This window comes from Acinetobacter sp. DL27 (genome assembly GCF_055810995.1).
In genome coordinates this window covers 1,223,809-1,238,091 of sequence record NZ_CM147947.1, presented here as the reverse complement: position 1 = coordinate 1,238,091, position 14,283 = coordinate 1,223,809, and the positions used below count along the sequence as shown (strand labels likewise).

General features: G+C 41.1%; 11 protein-coding genes. All 11 read left to right on the top strand.

Annotated features, from left to right (window positions below):
- The first annotated feature begins 1 nt into the window (after window position 1).
- The 11 genes from AC0KVP_RS05970 to dnaE all read left to right on the top strand — a co-directional run bounded on the left by AC0KVP_RS05970 (window position 2) and on the right by dnaE (window position 14,258).
- A complete protein-coding gene (locus AC0KVP_RS05970; RefSeq protein WP_224468858.1) occupies window positions 2-883 on the top strand; it encodes a bile acid:sodium symporter family protein in 882 nt (293 codons plus the stop codon).
- Window positions 884-997: 114 nt separating this feature from the next.
- The gene (gene prmA, locus AC0KVP_RS05965; RefSeq protein WP_004696394.1) at window positions 998-1,900 is read left to right on the top strand and encodes a 50S ribosomal protein L11 methyltransferase; all 903 of its coding nucleotides are present in this window, start codon (window positions 998-1,000) and stop codon (window positions 1,898-1,900) included.
- A gap of 18 nt (window positions 1,901-1,918) precedes the next feature.
- A complete protein-coding gene (locus AC0KVP_RS05960; protein ID WP_224468835.1) occupies window positions 1,919-2,818 on the top strand; it encodes a DUF3426 domain-containing protein in 900 nt (299 codons plus the stop codon).
- 380 nt (window positions 2,819-3,198) lie between these two features.
- Complete coding sequence (gene fis, locus AC0KVP_RS05955; protein ID WP_001086304.1) at window positions 3,199-3,468, top strand: DNA-binding transcriptional regulator Fis; 270 nt, start codon at window positions 3,199-3,201, stop codon at window positions 3,466-3,468.
- Window positions 3,469-3,558: 90 nt separating this feature from the next.
- A complete protein-coding gene (gene purH, locus AC0KVP_RS05950) occupies window positions 3,559-5,133 on the top strand; it encodes a bifunctional phosphoribosylaminoimidazolecarboxamide formyltransferase/IMP cyclohydrolase (RefSeq protein ID WP_183172828.1) in 1,575 nt (524 codons plus the stop codon).
- A 128-nt stretch (window positions 5,134-5,261) separates the two neighbouring features.
- Window positions 5,262-6,545 carry a phosphoribosylamine--glycine ligase gene (purD, locus tag AC0KVP_RS05945; RefSeq protein WP_473339619.1) on the top strand — a complete coding sequence of 428 codons (1,284 nt, stop codon included), beginning with the start codon at window positions 5,262-5,264 and terminating at the stop codon, window positions 6,543-6,545.
- Between the two features lie 581 nt (window positions 6,546-7,126).
- Window positions 7,127-7,999, top strand: coding sequence for a MetQ/NlpA family ABC transporter substrate-binding protein (locus AC0KVP_RS05940; protein WP_087012428.1), 873 nt, complete (start codon window positions 7,127-7,129; stop codon window positions 7,997-7,999).
- Between the two features lie 73 nt (window positions 8,000-8,072).
- A complete protein-coding gene (locus AC0KVP_RS05935) occupies window positions 8,073-9,098 on the top strand; it encodes a methionine ABC transporter ATP-binding protein (RefSeq protein WP_473339617.1) in 1,026 nt (341 codons plus the stop codon).
- Window positions 9,095-9,790 (top strand): methionine ABC transporter permease, encoded by a 696-nt coding sequence (locus AC0KVP_RS05930; protein ID WP_004696373.1) that lies wholly within the window; start codon window positions 9,095-9,097, stop codon window positions 9,788-9,790. The genes AC0KVP_RS05935 and AC0KVP_RS05930 overlap by 4 nt, the downstream gene beginning before the upstream one ends.
- A gap of 85 nt (window positions 9,791-9,875) precedes the next feature.
- Window positions 9,876-10,505, top strand: coding sequence for a hypothetical protein (locus AC0KVP_RS05925; protein WP_473339614.1), 630 nt, complete (start codon window positions 9,876-9,878; stop codon window positions 10,503-10,505).
- Between the two features lie 183 nt (window positions 10,506-10,688).
- Window positions 10,689-14,258, top strand: a complete 3,570-nt coding sequence (gene dnaE, locus AC0KVP_RS05920; protein ID WP_473339612.1) for a DNA polymerase III subunit alpha — start codon at window positions 10,689-10,691, stop codon at window positions 14,256-14,258.
- The last annotated feature ends 25 nt before the right edge of the window (window positions 14,259-14,283 follow it).

The following is a 14,283-nucleotide window of genomic DNA, read 5'->3' as shown; positions in this document are numbered from 1 at the left end:
TATGGATTCAGGAATTATCACTATTATGTTACCCCTAGCTCTTGCCATCATCATGATTGGTTTGGGCTTAGAGTTAACCCCGAAGGATTTTGCACGCGTCAGCAAACATCCCAAAGCAGTATTGGTTGCTTTATTTTGTCAGTTGGTACTTCTTGTTGGGATTGCCTTTGTAATTTGCAAAGTACTCAACTTACCGCCACTGCTTGCCGTCGGCTTAATGCTATTAGCAGCTTCTCCTGGTGGCAGTACTGCAAATTTATTTAGCTATTTGTTTAAAGGTGATATTGCGCTCAATATTACATTAACAGCCATTAACTCCGTTATTGCAGCGTTTACCTTACCGCTAATTGTCAACTTTGCCATTCAGTACTTTATGCAGGATGGACAACACGTCAGTATGCAGTTTAGTAAAATCTTACAGGTTTTCTCAATTATTCTTATCCCTGTCTGTATTGGTATGTTGATTCGCCACTATGCACCCTCTTTTACCAAGAAGCTGAATAAACCCTTACGTATTTTTTCTGTTGTATTTTTGGTCTTAATCATTGTTGGCGCAATAGCCAAAGAACGCGCCCATATTCTGGAGTATCTGACTCAGGTCGGTTTAGCCACAGTCATTTTCTGTATTTGTAGTTTAATGATTGGTTATTTTATACCGCGACTACTGGGGATCAACAGTGCCCAAGCACGGGCTTGTGCCTTTGAAATTGGCATTCATAACAGTACCCTTGCCATGACTATTGCACTCACCGTGATGGCCAGTACTACCATTGCCATGCCCGCAGCGGTCTATTCTATTTTTATGTATATTTTTGCTGCCATATTTGGGACATTACTCAACCGTTATACCCCATCGGTTCAAACCAGTACAGAACAAGCCTAGAACTGATGTAGGTCTAAGGATGCTTCGGCATCCTTTTTTATTTCGAGGAATGCTGTCGAACTGCCCCCCGTTCCGCTACAATATTTATTTATACATAAATATTAGGTTATTCCTGTGAAGTGGTTACAAATTCATATTACGGTTGATCAAGCGCAAGTCGATTTTACTGAAACCCTTTTAGAATCTTTGGGTGCAGTCAGTGTCACATTAGATGATGCAGAAAACCAAGACTTACTTGAACCACTTCCAGGTGAAACGCCACTTTGGAATAAAGTCATTGTGACCGGTATCTATGCGCAAGAAGACGACGAAGAAATTGATGTGAATGCATTAGAAACTTTTATTCGCACTCAAATGCCTGATGCACCGATGCGTAGCGAATTTCTTGAAGACCAAGAATGGGAACGCACATGGATGGATGCCTACGAACCAATTCAAATTGCTGACAAATACTGGATCGTTCCTGAATGGATGGAAGCACCAGAACCAGATGCCGTTAACATTAAACTTGATCCAGGCTTAGCTTTTGGTACGGGGAACCATGCATCTACTTTTCTTTGCCTGCAGTGGTTAGGTAAAACTGATGTTAAAGATAAAATCGTGATCGACTATGGTTGTGGTTCAGGTATTTTAGGTGTTGCTGCTCTACTTCTAGGTGCAAAAAAAGTCTATGCCACAGATATTGATCCACAAGCAATTTTAGCCACTGAACAAAATGCGGCACTCAATGGCGTGGCTGAGAACCTTTATGTCGGCTTACCAGATGAGTTTAATTTAGAGCTGGCTGACCAAAAAGCAGATGTCTTTGTTGCAAATATTTTGGCAGGCCCGCTTATGATGTTAGCGCCGGAATTCGCAACTTTGGTCAAATCTGAGGGAGAGTTCGCACTTGCAGGTGTAATTGAAGAGCAAGTTTCTGATGTTTCTAGTGTTTATTCTGAGTTTTTTGATATATTAGAGGTCGAGAAACGTGATGAAAACTGGTGCCGAATCTCGGGTAAACGCCACACCCTTTAAATGAACTCTTAATACACTATGAGCGACAAACAAACCTCTTGCCCTAAATGCCTAACCATCTACAAAGTAAGTGTTGCACAACTCACTGTTGCGCAAGGTATGGTTTGTTGCCCAAAGTGTTCGATGACCTTTAATGCGCTCTCGCATTTAACCACGGGTCATACTTTTGACACAGGTGAGGAAAAATCGGCGAATCAGAATGACATGAGCATGTCTTCAAATTCAGCATTTTCCTCTCCTCGTGTAGACAGCATTCATTTTGATTTATCACAATCTGCTGCGCTTTCAATGTCGACATCAAATTTACTTGATATTTTCAACCTGAAAGTTGAGCACTCCAACATTGACCTCAAAACCTATTTAAACAATTTAAACTATTTTAGTACCGACCCGATTGGTAACTATCCTGCCATGAATTTGGCAGACAACAATCCAGCGAAACCGCAAAAAAGCCCAATGTACTATATGCTTTGGGGTGTGATTAACTTCAGCTTATTGGCTTTATTGTGTTTCCAATACTTATGGTTTAACCCACATATCCTGAATAACAGCCCCGCATTAGGCGCAACCTATAATAAAATTTGTCTTGTACTGAACTGTAGCAGCCTACAAGAACGTTACAGTCTGATCAGCATTAATAAATTAAAAGTAAAACGTCTCGATGCACAGAAAACTCAATTTTCAGGTGAACTGATCAATTATCATGACACCAGTCTTCCTCTACCAGATCTTAAGGTCATTTTAAAAGTGGATGGTGAAGTCGATTCAACCTATCAACTACATGCAAATGAATATTTGATTGATAGTCTGGTTGGAATCAAACGAATTCCTAAAAATAGTCCGTTCAAATTCAAATTTAGCCTGCCAGTCAGCCGTAAAAGCTTCAATCATTACAGTTTAGAAATAGTCCAGCCCTAAAATTTAAAAAAAATGTAAAAAAAGTGAAAAAAAATGCAGTTTTCTTGCTCACTTTTTCTTAGACAATGGTATGATACGCGCCACAAAAGCTTAGTGCTGCAATCTCCTCAGTCTTTTAATACAAATAGAACATCAGCAAAAATGCGCGTTATCGAAATATCGCGTATTGAGCAGATTTTTTTGTTTAAAAAAGGTCGGTAACAAATATTTAACTATTGTTACGCTTATATTTCGACCAACTTAGCGATATTGTGGCATGCTAAATGTACAGTTTTAGAACTAGTCGTTTTAGGATCTAAAACGAAGTTCATTTTAATTTTAGACCACTTTATATATGTCACTTTACCCAAGTGATATTTAGATTTTTCGGATTACTTCGCATGAATAGCAAATCTCCTATTTTTACTGCACAGTCTGATGTCGCTCTTCGTATTCACGTAGATCGCGCAGTTCGCCACTATTTTGCACAACTGCAAGGCGAGCAACCATCTCAGGTCTACGACATGGTGCTGGCAGAAATGGAGAAACCTCTTCTATCTGTAGTTTTAGAATATACCCGCGGTAACCAAACACGTGCTGCGGAGATTCTAGGACTTAACCGTGGAACTTTACGTAAAAAGTTAAAAGCTCACGGTTTAATGAGTGAATAAATGATAAAATGCTTGCGGCTTCCGCGGGCATTTTTTTTACCTGCTATTTTTGGCTTTTTGTTTTAATTCTTGATAACTGTGACGAAGATCATGACCATTAAACGCGCTTTAATCTCTGTTTCCGATAAAACTGGCATTGTTGAGTTCGCTCAAAACCTTGTTGCTCTAGGGGTAGAAATTTTATCTACTGGCGGTACATATAAGTTGTTAAAAGACAACAATATCGCTGTAGTTGAAGTTTCAGAGCATACTGGTTTCCCAGAAATGATGGATGGTCGTGTAAAAACGCTACACCCGAAAATTCATGGTGGTATCTTAGCTCGTCGCGGTCTAGACGAAGCTGTGATGGCTGAACACAACATCGATGCGATCGATCTTGTGGTTGTGAACCTTTATCCATTTGCTGCAACAGTCGCTAAACCAAATTGCTCACTTGCAGATGCGATTGAAAATATCGACATCGGTGGCCCAACCATGGTGCGTGCTGCTGCGAAAAACCATGCTTCTGTCGGTATTGTGGTCAATGCTACAGACTATGACACTGTTGTTGCTGAACTAAAAACAAATGGTGCTTTGTCTTACGAAACTCGTTTTGACTTAGCAGTTAAAGCATTTGAACATACAGCACAGTATGATGGCATGATTGCTTCTTACCTAGGCGCTCGCGTAGGCAAAGAAGAAGGTCAAGCAGACAAGTTTGCACGTACGTTCAATACACAGTTAAATAAAGCTCAAGACTTGCGTTATGGTGAAAACCCGCATCAGTCAGCAGCATTCTATGTAGAAAGCACAGCAACTGAAGCTTCTGTTTCAACAGCGAAACAACTTCAAGGTAAAGAACTGTCTTATAACAACATTGCAGATACAGATGCCGCACTTGAATGTGTGAAATCATTTGCAAAACCTGCTTGTGTCATCGTTAAACACGCAAACCCATGTGGCGTTGCGGTGTCTTTAGATGGTATTCAAGCGGCATATGACTTGGCTTATGCAACAGATCCTGAATCAGCTTTTGGCGGCATCATTGCATTCAACCGTGAATTAGATGTTGCAACTGCACAAGCAATTGTTGACCGTCAGTTTGTTGAAGTGATTATTGCACCAAGCATTGCTGAAGGTGTGCTTGAAGTCACTGGCGCGAAGAAAAATGTTCGTGTTCTGGTTTGTGGTGAATTACCTGCACTTGATGAGCGTGCGCCACAATTAGACTATAAACGCGTCAATGGTGGTTTATTGGTTCAAGACCAAGACTTAGGTATGATCACTAAAGATGATTTAAAAGTCGTGACGAAACGCGCCCCAACGGATGCTGAAATTGATGACTTAATTTTTGCATGGAAAGTTGCAAAATACGTGAAATCAAATGCCATTGTTTATGCTAAAGGTCGTCAAACCATTGGTGTAGGCGCAGGTCAAATGAGCCGTGTTAACTCAGCGCGTATTGCTGCGATTAAAGCGGAACATGCAGGTTTAGTGGTTGAAGGTGCTGTAATGGCGTCTGATGCATTTTTCCCATTCCGCGATGGTATTGATAATGCAGCGAAAGCAGGCATTAAATGTATTATCCAACCGGGTGGTTCTATGCGTGACGAAGAAACCATTGCTGCTGCAGACGAAGCAGGTATTGCGATGGTCTTCACGGGCATGCGTCACTTCCGTCACTAAGTGATAGATGCAGACCGTAATGACAAAGTCATACATGTGGTTTAAAACAGATTTCTAAATCTTACATAAAGTCCTCTCCTTCTTAGGCTGAGGACTTTATGTCATTTCGATTCATGGAGTATGAACCGATGAACATTTTAGTTTTGGGTAATGGCGGTCGTGAACATGCATTGGCATGGAAAATCGCGCAAGATGAAAAAGTTGCAAAAGTTTTTGTTGCACCAGGTAATGCAGGAACTGCAACAGAAAACAAATGTGAAAATGTTGCACTCAACATTTTAGACAATGCTGCAATTATCGACTTTGCAAAAAATAATGCAGTAGATTTGATTATTGTGGGTCCAGAAGCACCACTGGTAAATGGTGTAGTGGATGCTTGCCGCGCGGCAGAGCTTCAAATTTGGGGGCCAACTCAATTTGCTGCCCAACTAGAAGGCTCGAAAGCTTTTGCTAAGCACTTCTTAAAACGCCACAACATTCCTACCGCGTTCTACGATGTATTTACTGAAGTCGATGCAGCGAAAGCATTTGTTGAAAAAAATAGCGCACCAATCGTGATCAAGGCCGACGGTCTTGCTGCGGGTAAAGGCGTAATTGTAGCCATGACCAATCAAGAGGCTTTTGATGCGATTGATGACATGCTGGCGGGCAACAAGTTTGGTGATGCTGGTTCTCGTGTTGTGATCGAAGAATTCCTTGCTGGTGAAGAAGCGTCTTTCATTTGTATGATTGATGGCGACAACATCTTACCAATGGCAACATCTCAAGACCATAAGCGTATTTTTGAAGGCGACCAAGGTCCAAACACGGGTGGTATGGGTGCTTACTCTCCTGCTCCTGTGGTGACTGCAGATGTATTTGAAAAAACCATGAATGAAGTGATGCGTCCTACCGTTGAAGGTATGAAAAAAGACGGTCACGTTTATACAGGTTTCTTATACGCAGGCTTGATGATTGATGACAAAGGTCAACCAAAAGTGATCGAGTTCAACTGTCGTTTTGGTGACCCTGAAACTCAGCCGATTATGATGCGTTTAAAATCATCATTGGTCGATCTGGTTGAAGCTGGTATTGCAGGTAATCTTCCAGTAGAAGCTGAATGGGATGAACGCAAATCAATTGGTATTGTCCTAGCAGCAGAAGGTTACCCAGAAACCGTTCGTCAAGGTGACGTAATCTCTGGTCTTGGTCAATCTCCTGAGAACACAAAAATCTTCCATGCGGGCACTACAATGAGTGCCGACGGTCACATCTTGACTGCGGGTGGTCGTGTTTTATGTGTCACAGCTCTTGGCGATACCGTACTTGAAGCGCAAGTCAATGCTTTAGAAGTTTGTGGTCAAGTTACATTTACAGGTATGCAATATCGTACAGATATTGGTTATCGTGCTATTGCGCGTGAAAATGCTTAAAAACATTCATACCGTAAAAACCCGCTAAATGCGGGTTTTTTTATTGCAAACCGCTGCGAATTTTTTTAAATATATCCGTATGAATATAAATCAAGTTCTAAAGATATAGCTATATTCATCCTGTACTCTGAGACATACTTTTTGCACTTTATACTCGTTATATCTATTTTTTGTATTTAGTTTAGATAAAATCTTATAAAGCACAAAATTTATGCAAATTATTATTTTTAAATAGATTAATTAAAAATAATATATTGTTTTCATTATAAAATTACAAACAAAATGCAAATTACTAATCTTTAAATCAGATAAGTATTGAACTTTTATGCTCTATATCGAATATTACTTTGTTGATATGATGTGCAAAATTTAACGATTGAGCAGAGATGTTTCTAGTGAGTTGAAAACGTTAATCTTTTCCAAAGAGAAAGTACATATTCGACTGATATCGAATTGCACACTTGCAAAACTCACATTACAGTCATATGCATCAAATCAGGAATACCTGATTTAAAATCAATTGATCTCTCTATTGTTCAGCTAAGTTAAGCCTCTTTTGGATGCTTAATCGGGAAGAAAAAATGAAAAAAATTCTAGGAATTGCGCTGGGTTTATCTGTTGTTTTAACGGGTTGTAGCAAACCTGAAGCACCTGCAACAGATGCGGCTAAAACGGATACTGCAGCAGCTGAGCAAACAGTAACCATCGCATCGACTGGTTCTGATGCTGATATTTGGCGCCACATTGCAACTTTGCCAGAAACTAAAGCAGCTGGCTTAAAGTTAGACATTAAGAACTTCACTGACTATGTTGCAATGAACACTGCTGTTGCAAACAATGAAGTCGATGTCAACGCATTCCAATCTTATGCTTACCTTGTGGCATACAACGAAGCGAACACAGCGAAGATTGCTCCACTTTCAACCACATATCTAGAGCCAATGGGCATCTATTCAAGCAAAGTAAAAACACTGGCTGAATTTAAAAATGGTGCAACGATTGCGATTCCAAATGATGGTGCGAACGAATCACGTGCATTGTTATTATTACAATCTGCGGGTCTAGTGAAGTTAAAAAATGACTTTGACTTCGTGAAAGGCACATCTAAAGATATCGTTGAAAACAACAAAGCGTTCGTCATCAAGCCTATTCAAATGGCAACGGCTGTACGTGTGAAAGACGAAGTTGATGCAATTGTTTTGGGTAATACCCTTGCAATGGAAGGTGGTCTAAACGTATTGAAAGATGCGATTTACTATGAGCCTATCGATCAAACCACAAAAATGAACGTAAACGTTCTTGCTGTAGCTGAAGCGCGTCAAAATGACCCTGTACTGAAAAAAGTCGGTGAGCTTTACCATGTCGCTGCAGTCGGCAAATATGTTCAAGAACATTTTGGCGGCACAAAAATTGATGTGAACAAGCCAGTAAGCTACCTTACTCAAGCTAAATAGTAATATAATCAAATCAACGAAACAGGCAAAGTCTCTTTGCCTGTTTTTTCATTTTTGTGTAGTTTTTGACGATATGATTCAATTTAAAAACATTTCAAAGCACTATCAGCTGAAAGGCCAAACCATTCCTGCACTGGACCAAATCAATTTGGACATTCCAGAAGGCAGTATTTTTGGCGTTATTGGCTATAGTGGTGCAGGTAAAAGTACCCTCATTCGTTTGATCAATTTACTTGAACGCCCAACTCAAGGCCAAGTGATTATCAATCAAAAAGACTTTACTGCATTAGATGCAAAAGCATTACGTCAAGAACGTGCAAATATTGGCATGATTTTCCAGCATTTCAACTTACTGCAAACCAAAACCGTTGCAGCCAATATTGAAATGCCCATGAAACTTTTAGGTTATAGCAAAGCTGAACGTGAAAAACGTTTGAATGAGCTACTTGAGTTTATTGATCTCAAACACAAAAAAGAGGCTTATCCAGACGAGCTCTCGGGTGGTCAAAAACAGCGTGTCGGTATTGCACGTGCGCTTGCCAACCATCCTAAAATATTACTTTGTGACGAAGCGACTTCTGCCCTAGACCCACAAACCACCAAGTCAGTTTTAGACTTGCTCAAAAAAATCAATCAAGAGCAAGGCATTACCATCGTCATGGTGACGCATGAAATGGATGTGATACAAAGCATCTGCTCACATGTGGCCGTGATGGAACTCGGCAAAGTGGTTGAAACTGGGAAAACGGTGGACTTATTTAGTCGCCCACAACATGCAACGACACAGAATTTTATTCAAACGATTTTACATCAACAGTTACCTATTAAGCTTCTGAATAACCTCGAACATAAGCATCATCATAGTATTTACCGCTTACAGTTCCTTGGTAACTCTGCACACGAAACCGTAATTCAAAACTTAATTAAACGGTTTGATATTAGTCTCAATATCCTGTTTGCCAACATGATTGAAATTGATGGCAATGTGATTGGGCAAATGTTTGTTCAGCTCTTGGGCGATGAAAGTCTGATCGCTGAAGCAGTTGAGTTTTTAAAACAACATGGTGTGGCTGTTGAACAATCAGGAGAGCAGGCATGAGAGATTTAATTGTCCAGTGGTTAACTCAAATCACAGCGCCTTTTTGGAAAAGCTCTTTATCGATTGACCAGTTTATTACTGCTTTGCAAGAAACATTTCATATGGTGTTTTTTGCAATGCTGTTCGGCTGTATTTGGGGCTTTATTCAGGCCATCATTTTATTGGTCACACGTCCTGATGGTATTTTGCCAAATAAAGCGATTTATCACAGCCTGAACCCGATTGTGAATGCTCTACGCTCTCTACCCTTTATTATTTTGCTGATTGCGGTTTTACCTTTAACCAAACTCATCGTCGGTACATCGATTGGCACGTGGGCTGCGATTGTTCCGCTCACCATTTATGTTGGACCATACATTGGTCGTTTGGTGGAAACTTCATTACTGGAAGTGAATGAAGGGATTATCGAATCTGCACAAGCCATGGGTGCAACTCCGCTACAAATCATCTTCAAATTTATTTTACCTGAAGCACGCAGTTCACTGATTTTAAACTTAACCACAGCCACGATTAGCTTAATTGGTGCAACCGCGATGGCCGGGGCCGTGGGTGCAGGCGGTATTGGTGACCTTGCTATATCTTATGGTTATCAACGTTTTGACACTAGTGTCGTGATACTCACAGTGATTGTGCTGTTGATCATGGTGCAAATTGTACAATCCGTTGGCGATTGGCTGTCTAAACTACGCTAACAAAATTAAGCTCTCAATATTGGGAGCTTTTTTCAGGTCTCAATTTTATATAATCTGGCAAACAAAACTTTTAAAAGCTATAACTATGAAAATAACAACTCTATTGATCAGTCTAAGTCTTTTGCCGATGCTCAGCCATGCAGCTTCAAATCCCTATAACTACGTCACCAGTGTGAAAGTGAATCAGGTTGAACTCAATGCATCTGTGACAGCACATCAAGTCAGTCAATTGCTCGCCCCTCCAAATGGAAAAACCAGTAAGCTATATGCTGAATGTACAGGCAACTATGAATACAGTATTAAAAGTGGCCAATCCAAAACCCTAAAGTTTGAGATTTTTAACGAAGATAATCCTAAGATTCAGGCCGAAAAATTTTATCAAGATAAAGCGAATTTCAAACAACTCGGTCAAACCAAAGGCCGTGTTTGGCTTGAATGGAAAAGCACTCAAGCTATGAGCGAAAACATACGCGTGCAAAATATTCAGGTCACACCGAATTATACTTTGCAGCAGTTTAAACAAGACTTTAAATACAGTGCACAAGGACTGAATGCATCAGGTGAAGCCCAAGTTTTGCTGCTCCAACCCAATGAAGTCAAAGCCTTTCTAAAAGAGCCTCAGGATTTTTCTCCACCCTACACGGCTTATCTGAACTTCGGCTTTAAAAATGGAAATTTGCACAGTTTTGCCCTTCAGCAAGCCGTTGCCTGTTAAAGACAATTTTCTATGACACAGAGCAATCATTGACTGCCCTTTTTAGCAATGACGCACTTACTGACAATAAAATAAACAGTCCAAACACTGTGTGCTATTAAATTTTGCCAATTCATTTGAATCGCACTCAGAATCGCAACAGAGCATGTTAAACTATTCAGCGGTTTTTGCAGGGACTCACTTATGCACTTTGTACATCTTGGTATTCATACAGAATTTTCAATCACAGAATCAATTGTACGTATACCTGATTTAGTCAAAGCTGCTAAGGCAGAAGGTATGCCAGCCCTTGCCATTACTGACTTATCTAACTTACACGCTGCTGTAAAATTTTATGGTAAATGCTTAGATAATGGCATCAAACCGATTATGGGTTCAGAAGTTCGCTTGAACGATGCTGAACATCGCGCGACTTTATTGGCGATGAGTAATGTTGGCTGGCGTAATCTGACTGAACTGGTTTCAGAGGGTTTTATCCGTGGTCAACAGCTTGATATTCCTTGCGTTGCAAAAGACTGGATTTTAGAACAAAACCATGACCTGATTACACTACTTGGCATGCGATCTGATGTCGGCAAAATGCTCTGTACATCGAATCCACAAAAAGCCGAACCTTTACTCGAAGAATGGATTGCAAAATTTGGCAATCGTGTTTATTTGGCTTTATGTCGAACAGAGCGTTCAGGCGAAGATGACTTCAATTATGAAGCCTTAAAACTGGCTAAAAAATATAATATTGGTGTAGTTGCACACAACGATGTGCACTTCATGAAAGAAATAGACTTTGAGGCACACGAAGCTCGGGTCTGTATTGCCGATGGTTATGTATTAGGGGATAACCGCCGACCAAAAAATTACTCTCCAGAGCAATATTTTAAATCTGGCCAACAAATGGCGGAATTATTTGCAGACATTCCATCTGCAATTGAAAATACTTATCAGATTGCCAAACGTTGTAACGTCACGCTGCAATTAGGTAAATATTTCCTGCCTGACTACCCTATTCCTGAAGGCCATACCATCGACACCTACTTTGCACATTTATCCAAAGAAGGTTTAGAAGAGCGTTTAGACTTTTTATATCCACCTGAAACGCGTGATGAATACTGGCCTGAAAAACGTAAAGAATATGATGATCGTTTAGAGTATGAAATCGGGACCATTCTTAAAATGGGTTTCCCAGGTTACTTCTTGATTGTCATGGACTTCATCCAATGGTCCAAAGGTAATGGCGTTCCGGTTGGTCCAGGCCGTGGTTCAGGTGCAGGTTCACTTGTTGCCTACAGCTTAAAAATTACGGACCTAGATCCTCTCCCATACGGACTACTTTTCGAACGCTTCTTAAACCCAGAACGTGTTTCAATGCCCGATTTCGACGTCGATTTCTGTATTGCTGGTCGTGATCGTGTGATTGACTATGTAGCGCGTACATACGGACGCGATGCAGTATCACAAATTGCCACTTTCGGTACCATGGCAGCCAAAGGTGCCATTCGTGACGTGGCACGTGTCTTGGGTAAATCCTATGGTTTGGCAGACAGAATCTCAAAAATGATTCCGACCAAACCTTTAGGTTTAAGTCTCGAAGAGTCGATTGAAGCAGAGCCACAACTTAAAGACATTGTCACCAACCCATCCAACCCTGACAATGACGATGCGGCTGAAATTTGGGAAATGGCATTAAAGCTCGAAGGCATTACCCGTAACACAGGTAAACACGCAGGTGGCGTGGTCATTTCCCCAACTAAAATTACCGACTTTTCTGCCGTCTTATGTGACGCAGATGGTACAGGCCGTGTTGCGCAATACGATAAAGACGATGTTGAATCTGCTGGTCTAGTGAAGTTCGACTTCTTGGGTCTGCGTAACTTAACGGTCATTGAAGATGCCGTGAAGAATATCAATAAGCGCATTCAGCTAGATGTGCCTTTAGATATTGCTTTCATTCCGCTTGATGACAAAGATGCATACCTCATCTTTGCCAATGCCAACACCACAGCAGTATTCCAGTTTGAATCCGTGGGCATGAAAAAAATGCTCAAGGAAGCACGTCCAAGCAAATTTGAAGAAATTATCGCCTTCGTATCCCTTTACCGTCCGGGTCCGATGGACCTGATTCCAGACTTTATCCACCGTATGCATGGTGGCGAGTTTGAATATCTCCATCCCCTACTTGAAGGTGTACTTGAACCGACTTATGGCATTATGGTTTACCAAGAACAGGTAATGCAGGCGGCACAGTATTGTGCAGGCTATAGCTTGGGTGGTGCGGACTTACTGCGTCGTGCGATGGGTAAGAAAAAGCCCGAAGAAATGGTCAAACAGCGCCAAATTTTCACGGAAGGTGCTGCTAAAAAAGACATTGATGAGGCTACTGCCAACCATATCTTTGACTATATGGAAAAGTTCGCAGGTTATGGCTTTAACAAATCACATGCCGCAGCATATGCCTTAGTGGCCTATCAAACGGCATGGCTCAAAGCGCATTATCCAGCTGAATTCTTAGCAGCGGTGATGTCATCAGAAATGCAAAACACCGATAACGTGGTGTTCTTGATTGATGACTGTCGACACAATGATATAGAGGTATTGCCGCCTTCGGTTAATATGTCCATCTATCAATTCCATGCTTCGGACGACAAAACGATTGTTTATGGACTCGGTGCAATTAAAGGCGTCGGCGAAGCAGCGATGCAGTCGGTCATTGACTCGCGTATTCAAGATGGGCCGTATCGTGACTTATTTGATTTCTGCCATCGTATTGATCTGAAAAAAATAAATAAACGGACTTTAGAAGCATTGATTCGCTCAGGTGCTTTAGACTGCCTCGGCATTGAGCGTTCAAGTCTAATGGCGCAGCTTCCTGAAGCGGTACAAGCGGCGGATCAAGCTCGATCAAACCGTGAAACAGGCATCATGGACTTGTTTGGGGAGGTTGAAGAAGTACAACGTAAACCTGCCAAACCTGTTAAGCCATGGTCAGATGAAGTCCGTCTCAAAGGTGAAAAAGACACCCTAGGGTTGTATTTAACAGGTCACCCGATCGATGTCTATCGCACTGAGTTGAAAGCGTTTATTCCAAACAAAATTAATGAACTTACCCCAACCCGTCGCGGTGTCACTACCGTTTTTGCTGGTCTTGTGGTTGATGTAGCCAACTTCCCGAACCGAATGATGGTGACCTTAGATGATGGTACCTCACGGATTGAAGTCTCTGCGAATCATGAACGCTTTATGCGTTTTAAAGACATCATTCAAAATGAAAAAGTGGTGGTGATTGAAGGTGAAATTTACGAACGTGAAGGCTTTGACCGCCCAATGGGACGTTTAACCAAAGCATTTACCCTAAATGAAATTCGCCAAAAACGCGCCAACTGTATTCAAATTCGTCTCGACCCAACGCATAGTACAAAAACACTAAGCCAAGATTTAAAAAATATTCTTGCACCCTTTTGTAATGTCGATATGTGTAATCACATCCCGCTACAATTGCTGTTGGACTACCCGTATGCCACGGCTGAATTGCACTTAGGGATTAATTGGAAAGTGGCACCACTGGATGAACTACTGTCTAAACTCCGTGACTATTTTGGTAAAGAAAATCTTCATGTGGAATATCAAGTGAAATCCAAAGCTGCCAAAGCAGTGAGCTATGAAGAAGCCAAACCTGTAGATGTACCACCGCCACCTGCGGATATGAGCATGGATGATGCCATGGACTTATATCAGGCTGAAGTCGGTCAGTTTTCTTAACTATTTAAATTTTAAAGATTCATTG